This window comes from Pantoea rwandensis, assembly GCF_000759475.1.
Classification (GTDB): Bacteria; Pseudomonadota; Gammaproteobacteria; order Enterobacterales; family Enterobacteriaceae; genus Pantoea; species Pantoea rwandensis_B.
In genome coordinates this window covers 2,227,230-2,253,468 of record NZ_CP009454.1, presented here as the reverse complement: position 1 = coordinate 2,253,468, position 26,239 = coordinate 2,227,230, and the positions used below count along the sequence as shown (strand labels likewise).

Here is a 26,239-nt window from a genome sequence, read left to right as displayed (position 1 = left end):
TTTAAACGCCAGGACGCTCAATAGAACAGGTCAAAGGTTCAAATATGAACCTTTGCGTCATCAGGTGAAGGCGTGCACTCTGCAAGCCCCCCTCATTCGTTACACTTCCGTCCACCCCCGCAACAGGTTGTGATACATGTTCAGCAGGGACAGCAGCTCATCGCTATCACCATGACGCGCTTTGAGGCTTTGGATATTGCGGTCCAGTTCGAACAGCATGGCGCGTTGCTTATCATCACGCACCATCGACTGAATCCACAGAAACGACGCCACACGTGCGCCGCGCGTCACCGGTGTGACACAGTGCAGACTGCTCGAAGGGTAAAGCACCAGATGGCCGGCAGGCAATTTCACCTTATGTTGACCATAAGTGTCTTCAATCACCAGTTCGCCGCCGTCATAACTGTCAGGTTCACTGAGAAAGAGCGTGGCCGAGAGATCGGTTCGCATCCAGCCAGCGGCACCGTTATGTCTCACCGCGCCATCAACGTGAAAGCCGTAGGTTTCACCCTGTTCGTAACGGTTAAACAGCGGTGTAGAAATGGAGCGCGGTAGTGCAGCAGAGAAGAACAGCGGATTGTTGTTCAAAGCCTGCATCACTGCGGTTTGCAAGCGATCATAAAGCGGCGTACGCGTATCAATCTGCTGATTATTTTTTACCGTGGCGCCCTGGCTGCCCACCGTGGCGCGTCCGTCAATCCATTCGGCCTGTTGCAGCAGCGAACTGAAATTCGCCACGTCTTCTGGCGTCAGTACTGCAGGAATGTGATACATCATCGCGGTGTTCTCTCATAAATAGGGGCGCGAACGCCCCATGGTGAATCTTAGAAGTGCACGTTTGCCGTTAACAGGAAGGTACGTGGCTCACCCGGATGGTAGCGGTAACCACTCTTATTGATGGAAGCCACATAGTTGGTATCGAAAATATTGTACGCGTTGAGCTGCAGATCGAGGTTATTATTAACCTTGTAGCCCAGCTTCGCATCGGCCACCCAATATCCTTCTGTATGGTCTGGCGTGCCTACCGCACCATCGCTGCCGCGACGCAAACTGCCCACGTAACGCGCACCCGCGCCAACAGAAATCGCATCAGTGGCCTGATATTGCGTCCACAAGGTGAAGGCGTGTTTCGGTGTATAAGCGATAGCAGAAGAGCCATCCTGAGCAACCGCTGCGCCCTCTTTCACCGAAGCGTGCTGCTGGGTGTAACCGGCGATCACTTCCCAATCTGGGGTGATGTTGCCGGTAGCTGAAAGCTCATAGCCCTCTACGCGTTTTTTACCGGTTTGCGAATAAGTGCCGTCGTCGTTAGCGTCCACTTCATTCTCGATATCGGTACGGAACAGTGCAGCATTCAACAACAGGCGTTTATCCAGCACCTGCCATTTGGTTCCCACTTCGCTTGATTTGGCTTTTTGCGGTTTGAAATCAGTGCGGTTAGCACTATTGCCGGTGCCACCTGCCGCCAGCGCAAAGCTGCTGCCGCCTGGAGGCTGCTGAGAAATAGCATAGTTGACGTAAACATTGCCCTGCTCGGTCAGACGATAGAGCGCACCCGCTTTCCAGTTCACCAGATTGCCAGACTTGGCCGTATCAACGGTAGTGAGCGGCGTGCCGCGTGCGATGCCCGTCGGACACGCTAGTGCACCGCGCCCGCTGCCGCCACACGCCGTGGCACTGTCATAATCGGTGTGATAGCTATCAAGACGAATGCCGCCGTTCAGCTCGAAGTTTTTGGTCATAGCCAGCGTATCGAAGGCATAAATTCCGGTGGTATCGGTCTGCCCGTTGGCATTGGCGCCGTTGCGATCCAGCCCTCCCACAGAAATGCTGCTGATCGGATGGTAGATGTTAACCGCAGGCGCAGTAATGGCGTTGACGCCGTAGTTGGTCTGGTTTTCACGCGTGAATTCCACGCCAGCACTGACATCATGCCCCACTGAACCGGTATAGAATTTCGAGGTAATATTGGTCTGGTTGGTAAGAATGCGGTTACTGACATCTTTCAGGTTTACGTTGCGCGTCCAGGTCCAGGTGCCAACATCATTAGGATTTGGCGTAGTAATGGTGCTGCCCATTACTGCGGTCAGCAGATACTCCTGCTTCACGCGCGACCAACGTGTGGTGTTACGAATCGTGGTGCTGTCGCTGAGATCGTGCTCGAAGCGAACGGTGCCGCTATCCGTGGTGGATTTATCGAAATCGGAATCGGTGCCGTAATAATTGCTGGTCGCCACTTTGCCAGAATGGTTGAGTGCAGAAGTGGCTGCCGTCGGCGATGCGTATCCCGGCAGGCCGATGGTTGGGATGCCACCATCTGGCGTATTGTTCTGATGTACATGCAGATAGTTCAGGTATAAACGTGTTGACGTATCCAGACCCAATGCCAGTGAAGGCGCGACACCATAACGCTCATTTTGCACATTATCGCGTGCGGCATCGTGGGTTTTCTCGCCCATCAGATTGAGGCGAAACGCGCTGCTGTCGTTGATAGCCTGGTTATAGTCCAGCGTACCGCGGCGCATCCACGCACTACCGACACTGACCGATGCATCCAGGCCCGTGTCCAGACGCGGCTGCTTACTGATCATGTTGATTGAACCCGACGGCGCGCTGCGACCGTAATCGGTGCCGGACGGCCCTTTAATCACTTCAATCTGCTGAGTATTAAAGGTATCGCGTGTCACGCTACCAATATCACGAATACCGTCCACATAGATGCTGTTCGACGTATCCATGCCACGCATATACACGGCATCACCGGTCGAAGAACTGCCATTTTCCCCAGCATAAAACGCCCCCACACCTGGCACATTCTTCAGTGCATCGGTCAGGTTATTGACGCCTTGATCTTTAATAACCTGATCAGGAATCACCGTCATGGTGCGGGTGGTATCCACCAGCGGGCGCGTGAATTTGGGATCGGCAGATGTATTAGGCGCATACAGTGAAGGCGTTTGCGCCGTCACCACGAGAGTATCGTCTGTTTTTTTGTTGGCATTATCAGCGGCCAGAGCGGCAGCAGGTGAAATACCGATACATAGCCCGGTGAACAGGGTCAGCGAATTGAAACTGCCAAACGGCAAATTGCGATTGTTTTCCATTTAAAAGGTAAATTTCTTATCGTTATTGACGGGCTCATCGCATCCGGCAAATCAGCGCATGTAACCTGCCCTGACCTCCACTGCCTCGGGATGCAACACCTAAATGATAACGCCAATGGTTATCATTTACTTTTTTATTCTTGCATGAGCGCAGCGGCTTGGGAATACATTTCTTTACGGTGGCCTTACATAATTAATACAATCAGTGCCAGCAGGAGAGTTGCGTCAGGGTTTGCTCAAGAAGTCGTCAGGAAGGGCTATCATTCAGGCACAAAAAACCCGCTGGACAGGGCAGCGGGTTTTTAAGCAGCGCGCACAGTTCATTCCAGTAGCTGTAACGCATAACGTGATGCAGGCGTTCATCGCTCATAGTAGCGATAAACCGACGGGTGGAATTCAATGCCATAAAGCTGGCTGACCGGGATCAGCAGATCAATATGATTGCTGAGATCGAATTCACGCTCTTCAGCGGGTGTCGATGTGGCGTTGATCAGGCGATGGAACCACTGTGACAGCATCGTTTTCATCGTCAGGTTCTCCAGTAATGGTTGACCCTGACAGTAAAGCGTAACTTGCTTTATAACCAAAACGATTAGTTATGCGATGGAATCCCAATTAATGCATATATTCATGGCCGCCTACTGCTACGGCGGCCATGCAGGTTATGCCCGGCTTTTGGCCAGCATGCGTCGATAATTGTTAAGCCACTTGCCACTGGTCAAACGGAACCAGAAGAACACACCGCGCACCGTCCAATCGAGGAACATACCCAGCCACACCCCGACCACACCCATACCGAGCATGATCCCCAACACGTAGCCGGCAACTACGCGCGCACCCCACATGCTGAACATCGACACGTACATGGTGTAACGCGCATCGCGCGCGCCTTTCAAACCAGCAGGCAGCACCCAGGATGCGGTCCAGATGGGCATAAAGGCCGCATTGAGCCAGATGAGGTGTTTGGTGACTTCGATAACTTCGGGATCGCGGGTGTAAAATTTAGCCAGCGTGCCCGCCAGTGGTACGGTAATCAATGCCAGTGTGCACAGCCCAATCATCGCCAGCCAGAACACATGTTTAATCTGCCTTTCCGCCTGCATCACCTGATTTTTACCCAGCCGCTTACCGGTAATGATGGTGGAAGCCGAACCGAGGGCGTTGCCCGGAAGGTTAATTAAAGTGGCAATGGAGAACGCGATAAAGTTACCCGCGATTTCATTGGTGCCCATACCTGCCACAAAAATCTGCGTCAGCAATTTACCGCCGTTAAACAGCACCGACTCAATACTGGCCGGTACCCCGATCCCCAGCACTTCCATCAGGATGTTGCGATCCCAGCGACGGAAATAGCTGGCGATACTGATTCTTAATGCCGGCGTAATGCCACGATACAGCACATAAATGGCGGCCGCCGCGCCGATATAGCGTGAAATGGTTAATCCCAACCCGGCCCCGACAAAGCCCATCCCTTCCCACCCCATCGCACCATAAATCAGTACGCTACTGATCACGATATTAAGGATATTCATGCCGCCATTAATCAGCATCGGAATTTTGGTGTTTCCCGCTCCGCGCAGCGAGCCGCTACCGATCAGGGCGATCGCCGCGGCCGGATAGCTCCACGCCGACGTTTGCAGGTAGCTCAGCGCCAGTTCCTTCACCTTGGGTTCCGCGCTGCCCGCAATAACATCGATAATCAGATGCCCCCAGATCTCAATCACAATCACCAGCACGAATGCCAGCACCGTCATCAAGCCTAGCGACTGCCGCGTAGCTGCGCGCGCGCGTTTGCCGTTGCGCTTGGCAAGGCTAAAGGCCACCACCACCGTGGTGCCGAGATCAATCGCCGCAAAGAAGGAGATAATCACCATGTTGAAGCTGTCGGCCAGACCCACGCCCGCCATCGCCTCTTTCCCCAGCCAGCTCACGAGGAAAGTACTCAGGACGCCCATCAGCATCACGCACAGATTTTCAATAAAGATGGGCACGGCTAACGGGGTAATTTCACGCCACAACAGCGTGCGATAAGAGCGACGTTTCGGATACCACGCCGTATTTCTGACCGCCCGCATCACTGCTACGCCAGGATTTTGCAAGGGAGTACCAAATCACTTTGGAGAGGAAGAAGAGTAATAATGATGATAGGCCACTGAGAAATATGCAAAGTGTTTCCCATCACCATTTAATCATTATTACAAACTTTTTGTCGCCACCACCGCAGGATCCGCTGCACCACCGAGATAAGCGCTGCGCACCTCATCGTTATTTAGGAGTTCTTCCCCACTGCCGCTCAGTTTTATCTCTCCGTTGACCATCACATAACCGCGATCGGCCAGTCGCAGCGCATGACGGGCATTTTGTTCTACCAGGAACAGCGTCATGCCCTGCTGGGTGAGTTCGCGAAGGATGTTGAAGATCTGCTTCACCACAATCGGCGCCAGCCCGAGACTCGGTTCATCCAGCAGTAACAATTTAGGGCGGCTCATCAGCGCACGCGCAATCGCCAGCATCTGCTGCTCACCCCCGGAAAGCGTCATCGCACGCTGTTTGCGGCGTTCGAGCAGACGTGGGAACAGCTGGTACATCCGCTCCTTGTCCTCTTTCACAAAGCGGTCGCCCACCGCAATCGTGCCCATCAGCAGGTTCTCCTCCACCGTCATATCGGGAAAGATGCGGCGGCCTTCGGGCGCCTGCGCAATGCCGCTGGCGGCGATAAAATGGGTGCTGCGATGGCTGATCGACTCGCCGCGTAAGCGAATGTCACCACTGGCAATGCGCGGCTGGCCAAAAATCGACATCAGCAGCGTAGATTTTCCCGCGCCGTTAGCGCCGATCAGCGCCACCGTTTCCCCCTGGTTCACCGTCAGGGAAACCTGTCTGAGCGCCTGAACCGGGCCATAAAACACGTCCACCTGTTCAAAACTTAACATCGGTTCAGTCATGGTCGCTCTCCTCATCTGCGCCGAGATAAGCGGCGATAACGTTGGGATCGTGGCGAATTTGCTGCGGCGTCCCCTGTGCAATAACATCGCCATGATCCAGCACCACAATGTGATCGGAGATACGCATGACCATCGGCATGTCGTGCTCAATCAACAACACGCTGATACGGTGATCGGCGCGTAAGCGATGCAATATCTGACTCAGCGCATCGGTTTCAACGGGATTGAGTCCCGCTGCGGGCTCGTCCAGGCAAATGAGTTCCGGTCGCGTGCACATGGCGCGCGCAATCTCCAGTCGGCGCTGCTGACCATACGAGAGCGTGCCAGCCAGTCGATTGGCGCTGGAGACCAAATCCACATTTTCCAGCCAGAAGAACGCGCGGTCTAACGCGCGGTTTTCTGCTTCGCGATAACCACGGGTATTCAATACACCGGCCAGCAGTTGACGATTGACCTGCATGTGCTGCGCCACCAGCAGGTTCTCTACCACCGACATCTCACGAAACAAGCGGATGTTCTGGAACGTCCGCGCCAGTCCAGCACGGTTAACCAGATGCGCGCCGCCAAACATTTTGTACCAAACACGCGATCCCAGCCGTGCCGGATGAAGCCAGTCCTGCGGATGAATTTTTTGCCCCAGTACCTGAATCACGTCGGTACTGCGCTGGTGGGCATTGAGTATGATGCGCCCGCCGGTGGCGCGATAAAACCCGGTCAGGCAGTTGAACACCGTGGTTTTTCCCGCCCCGTTCGGACCGATTAATGAGGTAACCGAACCGCGCGCCACAGAAAGGCTGACATCGTTCAGGGCTTTGATGCCGCCAAAGCGCATCATTAAGTGATCAACTTGTAGAATGGCATCACTCATGGCGCACTCCTTTCCGCAGCGGAACACCCACACGCGCGGTACGAACCAATCCGCGTGGTCGCCAAATCATCATTAACACCATCAGCATGCCAAACAGCAGCACGCGATATTCGGCAAAACTACGCAGCAGTTCCGGCGCGACCGTCAGCACAAAGGCGGCAAGCACCACGCCGAGTGTCGAGCCCATCCCCCCCAGAACCACAATCGCCAGGATTAATGCCGATTCGAAAAAAGTAAAGGAAGTGGGATTGACGAACCCCTGATAGCTGGCGAAAAACACCCCGGCAATCCCGGCTGTCGAGGCACCCAACATAAAGGCGGAGAGTTTGACCAGTACATGGTTAAGCCCCATGGCGCGGCAGGCAATTTCATCTTCCCGCAATGCTTCCCAGGCGCGGCCAATGGGCATGCGCGTTAACCGATGCTTGATCAACAGCACCAGCAGCACCACGAGTACCAGCACCACATAAATGAAGATAAATTTCATATTGGGGTTGTAATCGAGATGCAGAAACTCGTGATAAGGCACCCCCCCGTCCCGCGCCCGGCGAGCAAATTCGAGGCCAAAAAATGTCGGTGAAGGCACCGATACGCCATTGGGGCCGCCGGTAAATGACAACCAGTTGGTTAAGACCAGACGGATGATTTCACCAAAGCCGAGGGTCACAATCGCCAGATAGTCACCATGCATGCGCAGCACCGGAAACCCCAGCAACGCTCCGGCAAACGCCGCCATTAATGCCGCGATCGGCAACATACTCCAGAACCCCAGGCCGAGGTACTCGTAGCCCAGCGCCAGGCCATAAGCGCCGATGGCATAAAATGCGACATAACCCAAATCGAGTAATCCGGCCAACCCCACCACAATATTGAGCCCTAGCCCCAGCAGCACATAAATCAGCCCCAGAATAGCGACCGTTAGCAGGTATTTACTGGAGAGAAAAGGAAAGGCCAGCGCAGCAATCAGTATCAGCGGCAATATCCAGCGCATCCGCGAGCGATAACCCGGCTCGCGGACATATACGCCATCATCATTGCCTTCAAACTTGCGTATAAAGCGTTGACCATAAAGCGTACTGGTGAACAGGCTGAGCATTAAGCGCCCTGCCATCACCAGTCCCACCAACAGCGCTACACGTTGCGGCGACAGTTTGAAGCTGTAACCATCCAGCACCACACCCACAATCGGACCAAACACCACCAGCGCAATTACTCCCGCCAGCAGCGTGTCGAGCAATGCTTCACGCACGCCCGCTTTTTGCGTCATTGCATTCATCGTGGCTTCCTCACACTTTCGCGACCAGCGGACGACCCAGCAGTCCCTGCGGACGGAAGATTAAAATCACCACCAGCAGCGAAAACGAGAACACATCTTTGTAGTCAGAGTTAACCAGCCCCGCAAACTGCGCTTCCGCTACCCCAAGTAGCAGTCCACCGAGCATGGCACCAGGTAGAGAACCGATACCGCCCAGCACCGCCGCCGTGAAGGCTTTGATACCAATGATGAATCCCGCATAAAAATCAAACGTGCCATAGTTCATGGTCACCAGCACACCCGCCAGTCCGGCCATGGCTGCGCCGATGACAAACACCAGCGAAATCACGCGATCGGTGTTAATGCCAAGAATGGATGCCATGCGCCGATCCTGCTGAACAGCCCGGCAGATGCGCCCAAGTTTGGTGTACTGAATAATCCAGGTGAGCAGCGCCATACCACAAAACGCGGCTATCAGGATAAAGACCTTGGTCCAGGTGATTTGCACAATGCCGCCATCCACTTCCATGCGCAACACCCCCGTGAGCAGCGTCGGAATGCCCTGCTGGTTGGGGCCCTGGCTGAGCTGCACGTAGTTTTGCAGAATCAGCGACATGCCGATGGCGGAAATCAACGGTGCAAGACGTGTCGAGTTACGCAGGGGGCGATAAGCAATACGCTCGATGGCCCAGCCATAAGCCGCCGTGACAATAATGGTGAACAGCAAAGTGCCAAAAATCAGCAACGGGAAGGAGTGAATACCGAAGAAGCTCAGGAGTGCTAAGCCTATCGCGCACAAATAGGCGGAGATCATATACAACTCGCCATGCGCGAAGTTGATCATGCCGATAATGCCGTAAACCATGGTGTAACCGATGGCGATCAACCCATACACTGCGCCCAGCGTCAGGCCGTTGATCAACTGCTGTAAGAAGAAGGCGTCCATAAATCCATCCCGCGCGTAAAGGGAGCGCATACCTCGCGCCCAATGGCGAAAGGCCCCGTGATACGGGGCCGCGTATCGAATTACAGTTGGTGATATTTGCCTTTGTCATCCCACTGATAAACCACATAATCCGAGACTTTCAGATCGCCTTTACCATCCCAGGCTTTTTTACCCATGACGGTGTCAACGCTATTCGCTTTCAACCAATCGCTGGCTTTCGCGTTGTCTTTACCCGCCGCTTTGTAAGCCGCCGCAATGGCCTGCACAGAGGCGTAAGCGTACAGGGTGTAACCTTCCGGTTCGAAACCGCTGGCACGGAACTTCTCAATCACCGCTTTGCCATCCGGAATGGTGCGCGGGTCATTGCCAAAGGTCATGTATACCCCTTTGGTGTACTGAGGGCCGCCTGCCGCTGTTACCATCTCTTCCGTCACGATGCAGTCACCGGAGAAGAAGGCGGCATTCACGCCTTGTTCACGCATCTGGCGCACCAAAGGACCGGCTTCCGGGTGACAGCCACCAAAATAGACCACGTCGGGTTTCACCGCGCCAATCTTGGTGACCAGCGCATTGAAGTCCTTCTCACCGCGAGAAAGCCCTTCATAAAGCACCTCTTTTACTCCGCGTTTTTCCAGCGCAGCTTTGGTGGCATCGGCCAGCCCCTGACCGTAAGTGTCTTTGTCATGGATGACCGCCACCTTTTTCGCTTTCAGTTTGTCGATAATGAAGTCCGCTGCAATCGCGCCTTGCTGATCGTCACGGCCACACATACGGAACATGGTTTTCATGCCGCGCTCGGTAATTTGCGGGTTGGTTGATCCGGGAGTAATCGCCAGCACGCCAGCTTCGTCATACACCTCTGACGCGGGCATGGTGGAAGAGGAGCAGAAGTGCCCCACCACCGCCATCACTTTGTCCTGATCGACAAGTCGGTTTGCTACCGACACCGCCTGCTTGGGTTCACAGGCATCATCGCCCTGCACCAGCACAATTTTTTCGCCGTTAATACCGCCAGCGGCATTGATATCATCGGCTGCCTGACTTGCGCCCTTCCAATATTGCGCCCCGTAGGTCGCATTCGGGCCAGAGAACGGGCCTGCCACACCAATCTTGATATCCGCCTGAGCGTAAAATGCCATGCTCAGGCAACCTGCAAGTACCACCTTCACTGGGTGTTTCATGAATTTCAAAGACATGCTTTCAATCCTCAACGGGTCAGGAACGGAGCCATACCACGGCCTGGGAGAAATCAATTTCTGAAACTTTTGCAGCGCATAGTGTGGCTGGTAGGGCCACGGTTATGAAATAAGCAAGAAACTCGCCAAAGAAGACGGTCGGTGGCAGCTTTTTGCAGTGACATCGCGCCAGGGCAGACAAGGCGCGAGTTGACATCCCTGCTAATCATAAACATAGCCAGAGTTAAGCCGCATACCAGCACCGTGATGGTGCAGAATGCGGTCGATCACAGATTATTCATCGTGCTGGGGTGTTTATCCGCTATGCTCTGGTCAAATCGGTCCACGTTTCCTGAAGGAGAATCTATGAATACGCAACGGAACGGATTGAGTAGCCAGCAAGCACTGGATGAGCTGGAGCGCCTGTATGACAGTGCGGTGGAAGCACTGCGTAATGCGATTCGCGATTTCACGACACAGGGCACGCTACCGGATGAGGATGCGCGACAGAAAGGCCTGTTTGTTTATCCGGAACTGCGCATCACCTGGCTGGGTGAAGGCCCACAGCAAAACCGCACTCGTGCATGGGGACGTTTTACCCACACCGGCAGTTATAGCACCACCATTACCCGCCCGGCACTGTTGCGCCACTATCTGAGTGAGCAGCTGCAGATGCTGGAGAAAGAGTACGACGTCCTGGTTGAAGTGGTGCCTTCCCAGCAGGAGATCCCGTACCCCTACGTGATCGATGGCCTGACACTGGATCGCTCGATGAGCGCCAGCATTGCGCGCCATTTCCCTACCACTGAACTGTCACAGATTGGCGATGAAACCGCAGACGGCCTCTTCCATGCCAACGCGATTTTCCCGCTGTCACATTTCGATGCGCTGCGCACCGACTTCTCTCTGGCGCGTTTACGCCATTACACCGGCACCGCTGTGGAGCACTTCCAGCCGTTTGTGCTGTTTACCAATTACACGCGTTATGTTGATGAGTTCGTGCGTTGGGCCATTGAACAGGTTCAGGATCCCTCCACACCTTATGACAGCCTTGCCTGTGCTGGCGATGTGGTGATCACCGCTGACACCCAGGATCCCACAGCAATGATGTCTGATCTGGCGTGGAAAAAGCACCAGATGCCCGCCTGGCACCTGACGTCACCAAATCGTCGTGGCATCACACTGGTGAACATTGGTGTGGGTCCGTCCAATGCCAAAACCATCTGCGACCACCTCGCAGTGATACGTCCGCACGCCTGGTTGATGATTGGTCACTGCGGCGGCCTGCGCGAAAGCCAGACCATCGGTGATTACGTGCTGGCGCATGCTTATTTGCGAGACGACCATGTGCTGGATAGCGTGCTGCCGCCGGACATTCCTATTCCAAGCATTGCTGAAGTGCAGCGAGCGCTGTATGACGCCACTAAGGCCGTGAGCGGCATGCCGGGAGAAGAGGTGAAACAGCGGCTGCGCACGGGTACGGTGGTAACAACGGACGATCGCAACTGGGAGCTGCGTTACTCCGCTTCCGCGCTGCGTTTCAACCTGAGCCGCGCGGTCGCGGTAGACATGGAGAGCGCCACTATCGCGGCACAGGGTTATCGCTTCCGCGTTCCCTATGGCACCTTGCTGTGCGTGTCGGATAAACCACTGCACGGCGAAATTAAACTGCCGGGCCAGGCGAATCGCTTCTATGAAGGGGCGATTTCTGAGCATCTGCAGATCGGCATCTGCGCGGTTGAGCTGCTGCGTGCTGAGGGCGATAAGTTGCATTCAAGGAAACTGCGCACCTTTAATGAACCACCGTTCAGGTAAATGCTTCATTCCGGTCCCACTGGGGCCGGAATGATATTGGATTACAGGTCAAACTTTCACCAACAGGTCTTTCACAAACCAGGCCAGCACAGCCAGAATAGCGGGCACCATAATTGACCAGGTTAGTCGATCATTCAGCTTTTCAAATTTCACATTCAGCTTTTCAAACTTCTCATCGATCCTGACAAATTTCTTCTCGAATTTTTCATCCATGCGTTCAAACTTCACATCGATGCGTTGTTCCATTTTGTCCAGCTTGTCATCGATGCGCAGTTCCATTTTGTCCAGCTTGTCGTCGATGCGCAGTTCCATTTTGTCCAGCTTGTCGTCGATACGCACTTCTAACTTTTCCAGTTTATCGTCAAAGTGCAGCGCCATTTTGTCCAGCTTGCCGTCGATACGCACTTCTAACTTTTCCAATTTATCGTCAAAGTGCAACGCCATTTTTCCAAGCTTGTCGTCGAAATTCAGCGCCATCTTGTCAAACTTGCCATCGCTACGCTTTTCCGACTGTCCCATTTCACCCAGCAGTTCGCTACGCAGCGTGCAGATATCAGCTCTGGTCGCAAAATTCTCCGATCGCGCGGTCAGGACGGCAACATCCTGTTGAATTTGATGGGTGGTCTTTTCCAACAACCCGACTCGTTGAGTAAGCTCTTCCATTTTTGAACCTCCGATATTCCTGACGACGTAAATAAGTGGCGGAAGAAACGGGGCAGTACGCATGGCGTATTCCATTACAAACCTCCAGAGCGTCCCGGCTACCTCTTCACCTTGCAGAGTAGTGAAACAGATTCGAGCCGATTAAACATTCCACGAACCCGCCATACACGGCAAAAAAAATCAGGCAGGCATCAATACGCCGCACAGGCTAAAACTGGCAGAGAAATAACAAAAGCCGCCACAGCGAAGGATTGCGAGAAATCGCACAGGAAATATTTGCGGGGGATGAAACTGAAAACACGGAAGCCCGAGCGGGCTTCCGGAAACCAAAACTTAAGCGCTCAGCCAGCCCAGTTTGATAACGAACAGAATCGAGAGAATCACCAGTGCGGCATTGATCTCTTTCGTACGGCCACTCAGCAGTTTGACTACGGTCCAGGTAATGAAACCGAAGGCGATACCGTTAGCGATTGAGTAAGTCAAAGGCATGGTCAGCGCGGTCACGGTCACTGGCGCAGCCGTGGTGATATCTTTCCAGTCGATTTCGGCCAGACCAGAAGCCATTAACACCGCCACAAACAGCAATGCCGGTGCGGTAGCGTATACCGGAACGCTTCCGGCCAGCGGTGAGAAGAACAGGCTTAGCAGGAACAACACCGCAACCACAATCGCCGTCAAACCGGTACGACCACCAGCACTGACACCCGCAGCCGATTCCACATAGCTGGTGGTGGTTGAGGTGCCCAGTAATGAACCAAACAGTGCAGCCGCACTGTCAGCGATCAGCGCACGACCCATTTTCGGCACATTGCCTTGCTCATCAGCCAGACCGGCACGCTTGGTCACACCCAGCAACGTGCCGGTGTTATCGAACACATCCACAAACAGGAAGGCGAAGATGACGCTCACCAGACCCACGTTAAACGCACCCGCGATATCCAACTGCATAAAGGTCGGTGCAATTGACGGTGGTGCGGAGAACACGCCACCAAATGGCGTCAGGCCAATCCCCATCGAGATAAAGGTGACAATCAGGATGCCAATCAGCACCGCGCCGGTTACGCGACGCGCTTCCAGTGCCACAATGATGAAGAACCCTAACAGAGCCAGCAGCGGACCCGGTTTGGTCAGATCGCCCAGGCCAACCAGTGTTGCCGGGTTATCCACCACGATGCCCGCGCCTTCCAGCGCGATCAATGCCAGGAACAAGCCGATACCCGCAGCGATACCCGCGCGCAAGGGAAGCGGGATACTGGCAATAATCCACTCACGAATTTTAAAAATTGACAGCGCAAAGAAGATCACCGCTGACAGGAATACCGCACCGAGTGCGATCTGCCAGGTGTAACCCATGTGCAGCACAACGGTATAAGTGAAGAAAGCATTGAGACCCATGCCCGGTGCCAGCGCGATGGGATAGTTGGCGATCAGCCCCATCAGCACACAGCCAATTGCCGCCGCTAAGCAGGTCGCCACAAAGACCGCACCCTTATCCATGCCGGTCGCACCGAGAATGCTCGGGTTAACAAACAGAATGTAGGCCATGGCCAGGAAGGTAGTGATACCCGCAATGATTTCGGTGCGCACGGTGGTGTTGTGCGCTTTAAGTTTGAAGAGTTTTTCTAACATCATCATCTCTCATGAGCGGAGACGGCACGGGTGCACGTTCTCTCTTGCCAATGTGGTTAACAAACTAATTATTGTATTGATGAAAGCGACACACGCTGGACCCAAGGCAGACACACCTTCCGCTTTCCCCTGTCCACATAGCAATAGCTATGCCATCACCGTACGCAATCGTTTACGTTTCAAAATGCGGTTACGGTTAGGATAATTCTGAACCCGATCAGGGCGCGATTATGGTGCATTGCACCATGGCTGCGCAATCGTTTTCCCTTCTACTGCCCTCAGGAGAAAAAAGATTGCGGCACCGCACGCTTTCGCACACTGCTCAGCGATGGCGCTCACGTTTCTGCAGCATAGGGCAGCAGCTTAAAAACATCGGGTTACACTGCTTTTTAACCCTTTCGCAACATAAGAGACAGTGCAATGAAGCCCGCGATTTTGGTCGTTGATGATGATCGTGCCGTGTGTGAATTGCTGCACGATGTTTTGAGTGAACATGTGTTTACCGTCTACAGCTGCCATCAGGGCAAAGATGCCCTTGCGCTGCTCAGCCTGCATCCGGAGATCTCCCTGGTGATGCTGGACATGATGCTACCGGACACCAACGGCTTACTGGTGCTGCAACAGATGCAGCGACAGCGGCCGGACCTGTTGGTCATCATGCTGACCGGAATGGGGTCGGAAGCGGATATGGTGGTGGGATTAGAGATGGGTGCTGATGATTACATCGCCAAACCCTTTAATCCTCGGGTGGTTGTCGCGCGTGCACGTGCGGCATTGCGTCGCTGTGGGCGTCTGGCACAAGCTGATGCGCAGCAGGATGAAGGATGGCAATTCAATGGCTGGCGGCTGGATGATGCGCGTTGTCAGCTGTTTAATCCTCAGCGCGAAAGTGTTGCCCTCACCCAAGGCGAATATACCCTGTTGCGCGCCCTTGTAGGTCACGCACGCAAAGTGCTGACGCGCGATCAACTGCTGGAACTGACCCACAATGAAAGTCTTGAGGTGTTCGACCGTACTATAGACGTGCTCATTATGCGACTGCGGCGGAAAATCGAAGCCAATCCACATCAACCCAGCCTGATCCGCACCATCCGTGGCCTCGGTTACGTATTTTCCGCTGATGTATTGCGTCCGGCTTCAGCCGCACGTGAAACACAGATTGCCTGATCCATCCAGCGCTGCATCTCGGCCAATGGCCGCGTGCCGTCCAGCGCGTTTGCTGCATGCAAATTGAAACAGGCGCAGGTGTGTGCCAACTTCAAGGTCTCCAGCAGGGGCCAACCTTCATGGCTGGCAAATAACACCCCAGCGCAAAATGCATCTCCCGCGCCAACACTGCCCACAATCTCCTCTGGTTTCAGGCACCACGCCGGCTGCCACCCTTTCTCACCCATTCTCTCTTGTCCCCACGCACCTTCAGGGGCATGGATCACCACGCGTTGGCGCACGCCCTGTTCCATTAACCAGGCGGCGGCCTCGGCAAACGCGCTGGGTGCTGCCAGCCCCGAAGCGCTGCGCAGCGTCACTCCGGTGAGTGATTGTGCTTCCAGTTCATTAATCACCAGATAGTCGAGCCAGCATAACGCCGGCACCACCAACGGGCGATACTCCCCGATTCGCGACACCAAATCCAGCGACGTGAGGTAACCGCGTTGCTGCATTTGTGCCAGCAGATGCGCACTGCGCGTACCAAACACTTCATCTGGCTGGTCGAGACTATCCAGCAACAGCAAATAGCCAAGATGAAAAATACGGTGTGACGTGGCAACTTCAGCAAAATGGGGCAAATCCAGCTCGGCATTGGCCCCGCGCGCATGGAAAAACGTACGTTGACCATCGGGCGTGGTCATCACTTGCGTCATCGCCGTGCTGACACTGTGTGTACGTTGCACAAACTGACGATCAATCTGATGCTCGTCCAGCAACTGCACGATGTAATCGCCGTCGCTGTCCCCGCCCACCATGCCGACACCCGCCAGCGGCAAATTGACCTGCATGCGCGCCAGGGTGAACAGCACATTCAGTGCAGCGCCTCCGCTACACTTCTCGCTGTGGGTAATCTCGGCTAACCAGCCTTGTTCCGGCCAATGCGTGATGCGTTGCACATGATCCACCAGCATACTGCCCGCACCGAGAATACCGTTGCGTTGCACCATGTCAGGCCCTCCCGGCGCTGCCAAACACCTGCATCTGCTGCGCCACCACATTGGCAATATCGTGTTCTACCGCCATCAGCAGTTCAGCAAAGGCGTCGTAGCGGGCATCACGCTGGGTAATTTGCTTTTCAATTGCACCGAGTGCGGCTTGCGACATGCCCGTGTAGAAATTGATTTTATGGATGCCCAGGCTGATGGCGTGGCGGAAATCGGCGTCACTGATCCCTGAGCCGCCATGCAGCACCAGAGGAATGCCTGCGGCCGCGCGAATGGCCGCCAGACGGTCAAAATCAAGTTTCGGTTCGCCTTTGTATTTGCCGTGCGCATTGCCAATCGCCACGGCCAGACAATCGATCCCGGTCGACTGGACAAACTCCGCCGCCAAAGCAGGATCGGTAAACTTGTTGCTGTCAGCCTCGCCAAACAGCGCCCCCCCTTCATCGCCACCTACCGCGCCGAGTTCCGCTTCAACCGAAACGCCAATGGCGTGGCACATTTTCACTACTTCGCGCGTCTGACGCACATTTTCCTCATAGCTGAGGGTTGAGCCATCAAACATCACCGAAGTAAAACCGAGGCGAATCGCCTGCATTACCGCTTCAAAGTGCAAACCGTGGTCGAGATTAAGCACTACCGGGATATCATGCAGCGCCGCTTCGGTGCGAATAGCGGCAATCAGAGGCGCGAGACTGACATACTTAAAATGCACTTCCGCGATATTGATGATAAACGGCGATCGCTGTTGCTCTGCCGCCTGAAACAGGGCGCGCAGAAAGTGGGTATCGAGCACGTTAAATGCGCCGAGTGCGTATTGGTGTTGTTGCGCGTGGGCCAGACCCTGCGCCAGAGAAATCAGTGCCATCGTGAACTCCTTTATGCCAGCCAGCGGTGATATTCGTTGCACAACAGCCAGCGCGGATCTTCATCCTCATCAATCGGGTTGAAGCGTGCCAGCGGCGTGAGAAAGACATTGTCATGCTCGTCATCGTTGGGCATCGAGACTTCGCCAACCAGCACATCGCCATAGCCCTCTTCGCCCCAGAAGCTGTGCCAGATTCCGGGCTGCAGGGTTACGCTCTCACCCGGTGACAGGCGCAGTTGCGATCCCGCCGCGTGAGTCTGGCGGATGCCATCCAACGTGACGTTCACCGGCGAATCATCAAGCCGGTCGCCCGCGCGGTTATGCAGTGTCACGATCAGATTTCCGCCGCCGCGATTGATGATGTCTTCCATTTTTTGCGGATGGTAGTGCATGGGCGTCACCTGTCCTTCCCGCACGTGCATGATCTTTTCGGCATAGGGTTTGCCCCACGGCTGGCCGCCGCGCGATCCGTTACGCAGAGTAAACAAGGTTAAGCCGGTCTGAGAGAAATCATCAGCACCAAAACTGGTGACATCCCAGCCCAGATGCAGCGCCAGCAGCTCTTCTGCGCTGCGTTTATCCAGCGCACGCCATTGGCTGAGGCCATAATCGGCCCACGGCGGCAGATGCACGTCCTGACGCATAAAGAATTCTCGGGTGAGTTGCAGAATGGCGTTCACTTCGGATCGATGCATAACTCCTCTCCCAATGCGGGCGGCCCAGAGACCGCCTCAAGTGATCAACGTTATTTCACTGTCCAGCCTTTGTAGCTGCTGACGGTATTGCGATCGATCATGGTGACCGGGATCAGCACCGGTTTGTCAGGCGCGGGTTTGCCCTGCAGGATGTCGTAGCCAATCTCCACCGCTTTGGCCGCCATCACCTGTGGGTCCTGTGCTGGCGTTGCGACAAACAGCGAACCTTTACGTTTCAGCGCCTCTTCACCATCAGGCGATCCATCGACGCCGACAATAAAGAACTCACTGCGCTGTGCCTGTTTAGCCGCCAGATCCGCACCTATCGCCGTTGGATCATTGATCGCAAATACCGCATCGATCTTCGGATTGGCTGACAGCAGTCCAGTCATCACTTCCAGGCCACCATCACGGCTGCCCTTGGCATTCTGGTTGTAGGAAAGCAGTTTGATATCCGGATGGGTTTTCAGCTCGTTCATGCAGCCTTCAACCCGGTTTTGCACCGCTGATACAGGCGGTCCGTTGATGATCACCACGTTACCTTTGTCTTTCAGGCGATCAGAGATGTATTTACACGCCATCGCCCCAGCCTGGGTGTTATCGGAGGTAATGGTGGCGTTAGCACCGTCTGCGGCCACGTCCACCGCCACCACCACAATTCCGGCGTCACGCGCACGTTTTACCGCGGGCGCGATGCCTTTGGAGTCGGCGGCGTTCAGGATAATCATGTCCACTTTAGCGGCGATGAAGTTATCAATCTGCGCCACCTGCTGACCGAGATCGTAACCGCTGGAGACCAGCGTCACATTGACCTTGTCGCCCGCCAGTTCGCGCGCCTTGAGCTCTGCGCCTTTGGTGATCTGCACGAAGAACGGGTTGGCGAGATCGCCGACCGTGACACCAATGGATTTGAGTTCTTTTGCCTGCACCAGTGGCGCACTCAACAACGTCGCCGCCAGCAGTCCGGTAATAATCGGATTAAAACGCATAGTCGATGTTCTCCTGCTTTTTTGATTATATTGGCGACCCAGCAGATCGCCGTTGTGTGACAACCTGTTGCAAATAGCCCTTAACCCACGTGATGACGCGTACGGTACTTATCGATCAGCACGGCAATAATGATCACTCCGCCCTTAATCACCAGTTGCCAGAAGTAAGACACGCCCATCAGCGTCATGCCGTTGTTCAACGTGGCGATAATCAGCGCACCAATTAGCGTGCCGGTGATGGTGCCGATGCCGCCGACAAAACTGGTACCGCCCAGGATCACCGCCGCTATCGCATCCAACTCGTATCCCACCCCCAGATTGCCGTTGGCACTGTAAAGGCGTGATGCACTCATCAATCCGCCCAATCCCGACAACATGCCGCTCATGGCATAGACAAACACCAGCACCATGCCGACCTTAATGCCGGTAAGACGAGCCGCCTGCATGTTGCCGCCCACAGCGTAGATGTGCACGCCCAGGGTGGTGCGGCGCAGAATGAACCAGCACAGCGCGATGACGGCAAAGGCAATAATGATCAGCCATGGGATCGGCCCGAGATAACCGTTGCCTATCCACTCAAAATTGATGTCAGAGTTGATGACGGTGGTGCCGTTCGCCAGCAAATAAGCCGCGCCGCGCAAGGCGGTATAGGTGCCGAGCGTGACGATAAAGGGCGGTAAACCGGCCCACGCCACTAAAATGCCGTTGAAAAGCCCCATAATCAGCCCTGCGCCGAGCGCCGCCGGTATCGTCAGCCCGGCAAAGGCGGGATCGAGTGACACCACCATCGCCACCACCGCCGTGGTGCCGAGCATCGAACCGACGGATAAATCTATCCCGCCAGTGAGGATGACAAAGGTCATGCCTGCTGCCAGCACGATATTGATCGAAGCCTGGCGGGTGATATTCAGCAGGTTGGCTTCGGTAAAGAAGTTCGGTGCGACAAAGCCAAAAACCGCCACAATCAGAATCAAAATCGGCAGAATGCCCACCGTTTGCAGCAGATCGCTCATTAAGGCGCGTTTGAGCGTAGGACTTTTTACGCGTGCGGTTTCACTGGTCATTTCGGTCTCCTCAGGCCTGAACCGGCTGTGCGCCGGTGGCCAGTGTCATGATGTTTTCCTGGCTGATCTCTGCGCCGCTCAACTCGCCCGCAATGCTGCCTTCGCGCATCACGTAGACGCGGTCACTCATCCCGACCACCTCCGGCAGCTCGCTGGAGATCATCAATATCGCCACGCCCTGTTGCGCCATCTGATTCATCATGCGGTAGATTTCGCTTTTGGCGCCGACATCCACGCCGCGCGTGGGTTCGTCCAGCAGCAGGATGCGCGGTGCAATCGCCACCCAGCGTGAAATCAGCAGCTTCTGTTGGTTACCGCCCGATAATCCACCTGCCCGCACCTGGGCGTGCGGCACACGGATATTGAGTGATTCGATGGCATCACCGGCGATCTTTTGCCCTTTGCGCCGATTGAGCAGACCGTAACTGGCATCACGCTCCAGCGTGGCCATCACGATGTTTTCCTGCGCGGCCAGTTCCAGAAACAGCCCTTGCTCTTTACGGTTCTCGGTCAGGAAACCAATGCCACGTGCTATGGCATCCCGCGGGGAGTGAATTTTCACCTTCTCACCGTCGATCCAGAGCTCGCCGCCTTTCGGCTGGTGCACGCCAAAAATCAGCTGTGCCAGCTCACTGCGCCCGGCACCGACCAAACCTGCCAGCCCGACAATTTCCCCGGCGCGCACCGAGAGACTGCTGGGATGCACTTTCCGGTTATCGGTTAGATGATTAACGGCCAGGCGGACCTCACCGAAGGGAATATCGCGATCTTTATTAAACAGATCGCTGAGTGGACGCCCGACCATCATGCGCACCAGTTCACTGGCATTCAGTTGGTCACGCGTCAGGCTGCCAACATACTGTCCATCACGCAGCACGCTGACGCGATCGGAGAGCTCATACACTTCCGCCATGCGATGACTGATATAAATGATCGCCATGCCTTCACTGCGCAGGCGTTTAATCAGCGCAAACAGCTGTTCGGTTTCACGATTGGAGAGTGCGGCAGTGGGTTCATCCATCACCAGAATACGGCTGTTGCGATGCAGCGCGCGGGCGATCTCCACCTGCTGTTGCTCGGCGATGCTCAGCCTGCTCACCAGATCGGTTGCGCTGAATTGCGCACCCAAACGATCAATCACCTGCTGTGCTTCTTCTGCCATCTGCCGACGTTTCACCAGCCCGCCACGCGTGATCTCGCTGCCGAGAAAAATGTTCTCTGCCACCGTGAGATTGGGCGCCAGATTGATTTCCTGATAAATCAGTGTGATGCCCGCTGCCAGCGCCTCTTTCGGGCCTTTAATGGCGTAGGGCTGACCATCAATAAGAATTTCCCCGCTGCTGGCGATATACGCACCGGCCAGAATCTTCATCAGCGTACTTTTTCCGGCACCGTTTTCGCCCATCAGCGCATGGACTTCACCCGGCCACACGGTCAGATCCACGCCTTTTAAGGCGTAGAAGCTGCCGAAGCGTCGGGTGATTTCGCGCATTTCTAATATAGGTGTCGCCGCCATCGCCAGGCTCCTGCTGTGTGAAGTTGTCGCCGAGTGTTGCAACGCCAGATAAATGGAAAATGTCAGCGGCCATTCATATTTGTCATATTGCACCCCGTTCACGCTTTTATACTCGCCGGGAGTTGAGAGGTAAGGAGTGTCCGCAAATGAGTCAGAGTCTGCACTGGCACGCTGGCGCACGGGGTCGCTTGCTGCTGTTTAACCTGTTAGTGGTGAGCGTGACGCTGGCGGTGAGCCTGGTGGCTATTTTTGGATTTCGCCACGCGGGTCACATTCAGGAGCAGGCACAGGCGCAAACGCTAGCGGATATGAACGGCAGCCTGGCGCTGGCGCGGGATACGGCCAATGTGGCCACCGCCGCCGTACGATTGGCGCAGGTGGTGGGTGCGCTGGAGTACCAGAGCGAGTCGGCACGTCTGCAACAGACGCAGCAAGCCTTGCAGCAGTCTTTATCCCTGCTGGCGAACGCGCCATTGGCCGCACAGCAACCCGCACTGCTGGCGCGCATTCGTGAACGCAGCCAGATGCTTGAACAGAGCATCAATCAGCTGCTGCGTGTTGGTCATCAACGCCACTTACAACGCAACGTGATGCTGAGTGGTCTGTGGCAGGCGCAATTGCTGCTGAATCGCATTGATGTACTCGCCAGCGACGGCGCTTTTTTGCCGCTGCGCCAGCAAACGGATGCCCTGTTAAAGGTGGCTATCCAGTCCACGGCACCGCAAGCTGCTGAACAGCAATTACAACAGGTACTGCCCATTTGGTCCGCCCTGCCGCTACAGGATGCGCTGGCGATGCAGCGTGACCGCTTGGTCGACACCACGCGCAGCTTACAACCCGTCGCTCAACAGCTTGAGCAGAGCGATATCGCCATTGCCTACGCGACCTATCGCATCAAAGCACTGGTTGCGATGCTGAATGGTGACATCACCCATTATGTGCAACTGGTCGCGCAGCAGAGCGATGCGCGTAGCACGGTGACGCATCAGGAGCTGGACTCCATCATCGGGTTTATTGGTCTGTTTATGCTGCTGGCACTGTTGATCACCGGTTACGCGGGCTACTACATCTATCGGAATCTCGGTTCGAGCCTGACCGCTATCGCCCAGGCCATGACGCGCCTGGCCCAGGGCGAGAAAAGCGTCAATGTTCCGGGATTGGCCCGCCGCGATGAGCTTGGCGATCTGGCTCGCGCCTTTAACGTCTTTGCGCGCAATACCGCTTCACTGGCCCACACTTCGCGCCTGTTAAAAGAGAAAAGTAATCAACTGGAATCCACTTTCCTCGCGATGCGCGATGGCTTTGCGTTGTTCGATAACAGCGGGCAACTGGTGGTATGGAACGCGCAATATGCTGAGTTGCTCGGCATTCCGGCGCGCGACCTGCATCGCGGCCTGCATTATCAACGTCTGCTAGAGCGGATGGATGTGCAACTCACCAGCCTGCACGATGCGCAGGAAGTTCGCCTGCCCGACGGCCGCACGCTGGAACTGCGCTTTAGCCCGGTGCCACGCCGTGGCATGGTCAATACCGTACTGGAGCGCACCACGCGCAAGGCGCTGGAAGAAGCGCTGCTGCACAGCCAAAAAATGAAAGCGGTGGGCCAACTCACCGGCGGCATCGCCCATGACTTCAACAACCTGCTGGCCGTGATTATTGGCAGTCTGGCGCTCACCGTGGGCCAACTCCCCTCTGGTTCGCTGGCTAGCCGAATCGATCGTGCGCGGCTGGCGGCCGACCGCGCGGCACAGCTTACCCAGCGGCTGCTGGCCTTCTCACGTAAACAGTCGCTATATCCGCGTGCGGTATCAGTGATTGAGCTGGTCGATAATCTGCACTCACTGTTGCAGCATTCACTGTTGCCCGGTCAGCAATTAGTGGTAGATGCGCAACGCCCCGGTTGGCCAGCGTGGATCGATGCCGGGCAACTGGAAAATGCGCTGATGAATCTGGTGGTCAATGCGCGCGATGCCATGGAGAAACAAAGCGGGGAAATTCGCCTGCGCATCTGGAATCAGCGAATGCAGGAGGCGGATGGCAAACGCGATCGCGTGACCATTGAAGTTATCGATCACGGCTGCGGCATGTCAGCCGAGGTGCGAGAACAGGTGTTTGAGCCATTTTTCACCACCAAAGAGACCGGCAGCGGCAGTGGACTTGGGCTGTCGATGGTGTATGGATTTGTGCGTCAATCTGGCGGGCAGATCGAGGTGGAAACCGCCCCCGGCCAGGGCACCACCGTGCGCCTGTTACTGCCGCGTGCACCGGAAGCGGCCCAGTCTGCACCGGCGCTGCCGGAATTCACGCCAGTTGCCAGCAGCGACCGTCTGGTGTTGGTCCTGGATGATGAACCCGCCGTCAGGCAGACATTGTGTGAGCACTTGCATCAGCTCGGCTATCTCACATTAGAGTGTGACGATGGCGAATCCGCGTTAACGCTGCTGCGGCAGACGCCAGACATTGAGTTACTGATCAGTGATTTGATGTTACCCGGGGCGTTAAACGGCGCAGATGTGATTCGTCAGGCACAACAGCAGTGGCCGGAATTGGCCACGCTGCTGATTAGCGGTCAGGATTTGCGTCAAAGTCAGGTCACTTTGCCGCTGTGTGAACGGCTGGCAAAACCCTGGCAACAGGTGCAGTTGGCGCAGGCGCTGGAGCGCGCCTGGCAACGCAGTGAACGGCTTAATCGCGCACGGCAGGCTGCCACAGCGGCAACGGTTTCCCCGTGATGTAGCATTTACGCAATTTGCTGGAGATGACATCCATAATCATCACCACGCCGACCAGAAGGATGGTCAGGAACATCACCACATCCCAGTTCCACAGACGCATGTTCTCGGCATACACCAGGCCGACGCCACCTGCCCCGACAAAGCCAAGTACCGCCGCCGAACGGGTATTGGATTCAATCTGGTACAGGCTCAACGCCAGGAAGGTCGGAAAGGATTGGGTAAAGATGCCAAAGCGATGTTTCTGCAGACTATTGGCCCCCACCGCACCTAAACCACGGCTTGGCGAACGTTCAACCGCTTCATGCCCTTCCGCATACAGTTTACCCAGCAAGCCTACATCCTGAACCACAATCGCCAGTACGCCCGCCAACGGCCCCATGCCAACCGCACGCACAAAGATCAGGCCCCAGATGGCCATATCGACACCGCGCAGGATGTCGAGCAAACGGCGCACCACTAAGGAGATCGGACGGGCAATGGGATCGTGCATCACGTTACGCGCCGCAAGGAACGACACTGGCAACGCGATCAGCGATGCAGTCAATGTCCCGGCAAATACTATCGCCAGCGTTATGCCAATCTGCGAGAAATAATAGCCAAATGGCCAATTCATAAAGTCTTGCCAAACGAACATGCGCAGGAAGTAACGCCCTAGTTGCTCGCAACCGATAATGACTCGGCTCCACTCAATGCCAAAGAACTCAAAGAAGAACAGGTAATAGAGCGCGATGGCAAGTGCAACGCCAGCCACCCGGCGCAGATAACGGTTTTGGGCGGCGAACAGTGCAGGATGTTCCTGCTTCAGTTTCGCCACATCCGGTGCTAATGCGATCATTTGATATCCCCTTCCACCACGCGACGGCGCAACCAGCCGGATACCGTATCCAGCAGCGAAACCACCACAATGATCAGCAGCAGCGTAATACTGACCTGATCGTAACGGTCCAGTTTGATGTTGGTCATCAGCTCCTGGCCGATACCGCCCGCACCGACCAATCCGAGGATGGTGGAAGAACGGAAGTTCACTTCAAGGCGCATAAAGCTGTAGGAGAGAAACGTCGGTTTCACCTGTGGCCAGAAGGCGAAGCGCATGCGCTGTAATTTGGTGGCGCCGCAGGCCGCGAGGCCGCGCACCGGTTTGTCCGAAGCGCTCTCAATCGATTCATAAAACAGTTTGGTCAGGCTTCCCACGGTGTGCAGCGCCAGTGCGAGGAAGCCGGGAATCGCCCCAATGCCAAACGCCATGACGAACATCACCGCCCACGCCAGTTCAGGCATGGTGCGCAGGAAAGCGACAAAGGCACGGATCGCAAAGCGTAGGCTGCGCGGCGTTTGGGTGTTGTCGGCGGCGAAAAACGCCAGTACCCCAGCGATCATCACGGCAACGATGGTCGACGACAGCGCCAGCTGCAAAGTTTCCCAAATCAGCGGCAGCTGGAAATGCAGGCGGTAGCCCCAGTAGGCCAGCGAGCCTTCGGTTTTGACATCTGCGAACAACACCGACCAATGCAACACCGGCACGGTTTCGCCGATGTAATCAAAAAAGTGTGGCAGTGATTGCCAGACGGTGACCAGATTGAATTCCGCCATCTTGCCCGCAGCGAGGTAGAGCGCCACCAACAGCAGCGACCAGAGCACAGTGTCGCGTTTTTGCTGACGACGGATGCGTTGGTAGTAGTGTTCGAAATCGGTCAAGGGGGATGTCCTGTATTGGAGGTAATATTGCGTGGCACAACGGTATAGCGGCACGATTCATTGCACACTGATACCCGCTCATCTGCGGGTCAAAACCACGCGATTCATCGCGCCGCTACGGTTTGCT

At 55.5% G+C, this 26,239-nt stretch carries 22 protein-coding genes; 3 read left to right on the top strand and 19 right to left on the bottom strand.

Going from position 1 to position 26,239, the window contains the following annotated elements; translation table 11 throughout:
- Window positions 1-99: 99 nt before the first annotated feature.
- The 9 genes from ybiX to LH22_RS10195 all read right to left on the bottom strand — a co-directional run bounded on the left by ybiX (window position 100) and on the right by LH22_RS10195 (window position 10,257).
- Window positions 100-777 (bottom strand): PKHD-type hydroxylase YbiX, encoded by a 678-nt coding sequence (ybiX, locus tag LH22_RS10230; protein WP_038646295.1) that lies wholly within the window; start codon window positions 775-777, stop codon window positions 100-102.
- 47 nt (window positions 778-824) lie between these two features.
- On the bottom strand, window positions 825-3,104 hold the full coding sequence (locus LH22_RS10225) for a catecholate siderophore receptor Fiu (RefSeq protein ID WP_038646293.1): 2,280 nt from the start codon (window positions 3,102-3,104) through the stop codon (window positions 825-827).
- 359 nt (window positions 3,105-3,463) lie between these two features.
- Entirely contained in the window at window positions 3,464-3,631 is a 168-nt protein-coding gene (locus LH22_RS20710) for a hypothetical protein (RefSeq protein WP_167540446.1), read from the bottom strand.
- 135 nt (window positions 3,632-3,766) lie between these two features.
- Window positions 3,767-5,179: an EmmdR/YeeO family multidrug/toxin efflux MATE transporter gene (locus tag LH22_RS10220; RefSeq protein WP_034824533.1), complete on the bottom strand. Its 1,413-nt coding sequence runs from the start codon at window positions 5,177-5,179 to the stop codon at window positions 3,767-3,769.
- A 120-nt stretch (window positions 5,180-5,299) separates the two neighbouring features.
- The gene (locus tag LH22_RS10215; RefSeq protein WP_038646291.1) at window positions 5,300-6,049 is read right to left on the bottom strand and encodes an ABC transporter ATP-binding protein; all 750 of its coding nucleotides are present in this window, start codon (window positions 6,047-6,049) and stop codon (window positions 5,300-5,302) included.
- Window positions 6,042-6,917, bottom strand: coding sequence for an ATP-binding cassette domain-containing protein (locus LH22_RS10210; protein WP_038646289.1), 876 nt, complete (start codon window positions 6,915-6,917; stop codon window positions 6,042-6,044). Before LH22_RS10210 ends, LH22_RS10215 begins: the two co-directional genes overlap by 8 nt.
- Entirely contained in the window at window positions 6,910-8,193 is a 1,284-nt protein-coding gene (gene livM / locus LH22_RS10205; RefSeq protein ID WP_038646287.1) for a high-affinity branched-chain amino acid ABC transporter permease LivM, read from the bottom strand. Before livM ends, LH22_RS10210 begins: the two co-directional genes overlap by 8 nt.
- 10 nt (window positions 8,194-8,203) lie before the next feature.
- Entirely contained in the window at window positions 8,204-9,118 is a 915-nt protein-coding gene (locus tag LH22_RS10200) for an ABC transporter permease subunit (RefSeq protein ID WP_038646285.1), read from the bottom strand.
- An 80-nt stretch (window positions 9,119-9,198) separates the two neighbouring features.
- Window positions 9,199-10,257, bottom strand: a complete 1,059-nt coding sequence (locus LH22_RS10195; RefSeq protein WP_160868152.1) for a branched-chain amino acid ABC transporter substrate-binding protein — start codon at window positions 10,255-10,257, stop codon at window positions 9,199-9,201.
- 402 nt (window positions 10,258-10,659) lie between these two features.
- Between LH22_RS10195 and LH22_RS10190 the strand changes: the two genes are divergently transcribed.
- A complete protein-coding gene (locus tag LH22_RS10190) occupies window positions 10,660-12,108 on the top strand; it encodes an AMP nucleosidase (protein ID WP_038646283.1) in 1,449 nt (482 codons plus the stop codon).
- Window positions 12,109-12,156: 48 nt separating this feature from the next.
- Here LH22_RS10190 and LH22_RS19935 read toward each other — a convergent pair whose 3' ends face one another.
- Entirely contained in the window at window positions 12,157-12,846 is a 690-nt protein-coding gene (locus LH22_RS19935) for an MICOS complex subunit MIC60 (RefSeq protein WP_234472761.1), read from the bottom strand.
- Window positions 12,847-13,104: 258 nt separating this feature from the next.
- The gene (locus tag LH22_RS10175) at window positions 13,105-14,403 is read right to left on the bottom strand and encodes an NCS2 family permease (RefSeq protein ID WP_231638511.1); all 1,299 of its coding nucleotides are present in this window, start codon (window positions 14,401-14,403) and stop codon (window positions 13,105-13,107) included.
- 417 nt (window positions 14,404-14,820) lie between these two features.
- Between LH22_RS10175 and LH22_RS10170 the strand changes: the two genes are divergently transcribed.
- Window positions 14,821-15,567 (top strand): response regulator, encoded by a 747-nt coding sequence (locus LH22_RS10170; protein WP_038646280.1) that lies wholly within the window; start codon window positions 14,821-14,823, stop codon window positions 15,565-15,567.
- On the opposite strand, the gene LH22_RS10165 is transcribed toward LH22_RS10170, so the two are convergent.
- The 6 genes from LH22_RS10165 to LH22_RS10140 form a co-directional block, all read right to left on the bottom strand.
- Window positions 15,504-16,556: a carbohydrate kinase family protein gene (locus LH22_RS10165; protein WP_038646278.1), complete on the bottom strand. Its 1,053-nt coding sequence runs from the start codon at window positions 16,554-16,556 to the stop codon at window positions 15,504-15,506. The two genes, LH22_RS10170 and LH22_RS10165, sit on opposite strands and share 64 nt — an antisense overlap.
- 1 nt (window position 16,557) lies before the next feature.
- Window positions 16,558-17,418, bottom strand: coding sequence for a ketose 1,6-bisphosphate aldolase (locus LH22_RS10160; RefSeq protein WP_038646276.1), 861 nt, complete (start codon window positions 17,416-17,418; stop codon window positions 16,558-16,560).
- Window positions 17,419-17,429: 11 nt separating this feature from the next.
- Window positions 17,430-18,113, bottom strand: a complete 684-nt coding sequence (locus tag LH22_RS10155) for a D-lyxose/D-mannose family sugar isomerase (protein WP_038646274.1) — start codon at window positions 18,111-18,113, stop codon at window positions 17,430-17,432.
- 50 nt (window positions 18,114-18,163) lie between these two features.
- Window positions 18,164-19,102: an ABC transporter substrate-binding protein gene (locus LH22_RS10150; protein WP_038646272.1), complete on the bottom strand. Its 939-nt coding sequence runs from the start codon at window positions 19,100-19,102 to the stop codon at window positions 18,164-18,166.
- Window positions 19,103-19,182: 80 nt separating this feature from the next.
- Complete coding sequence (locus tag LH22_RS10145) at window positions 19,183-20,166, bottom strand: ABC transporter permease subunit (RefSeq protein ID WP_038646270.1); 984 nt, start codon at window positions 20,164-20,166, stop codon at window positions 19,183-19,185.
- Between the two features lie 10 nt (window positions 20,167-20,176).
- Window positions 20,177-21,682 (bottom strand): sugar ABC transporter ATP-binding protein, encoded by a 1,506-nt coding sequence (locus LH22_RS10140; protein ID WP_038646267.1) that lies wholly within the window; start codon window positions 21,680-21,682, stop codon window positions 20,177-20,179.
- Between the two features lie 146 nt (window positions 21,683-21,828).
- On the opposite strand from LH22_RS10140, the gene LH22_RS10135 reads away from it, so the two are divergent.
- Window positions 21,829-24,414, top strand: coding sequence for an ATP-binding protein (locus LH22_RS10135; RefSeq protein WP_038646265.1), 2,586 nt, complete (start codon window positions 21,829-21,831; stop codon window positions 24,412-24,414).
- Here LH22_RS10135 and phnE (LH22_RS10130) read toward each other — a convergent pair.
- Window positions 24,368-25,252 (bottom strand): phosphonate ABC transporter, permease protein PhnE, encoded by an 885-nt coding sequence (gene phnE / locus LH22_RS10130; RefSeq protein WP_038646263.1) that lies wholly within the window; start codon window positions 25,250-25,252, stop codon window positions 24,368-24,370. The genes LH22_RS10135 and phnE (LH22_RS10130) overlap by 47 nt on opposite strands.
- Entirely contained in the window at window positions 25,249-26,112 is an 864-nt protein-coding gene (phnE, locus tag LH22_RS10125; RefSeq protein WP_038646261.1) for a phosphonate ABC transporter, permease protein PhnE, read from the bottom strand. The genes phnE (LH22_RS10130) and phnE (LH22_RS10125) overlap by 4 nt, the downstream gene beginning before the upstream one ends.
- Between the last annotated feature and the right edge of the window lie 127 nt (window positions 26,113-26,239).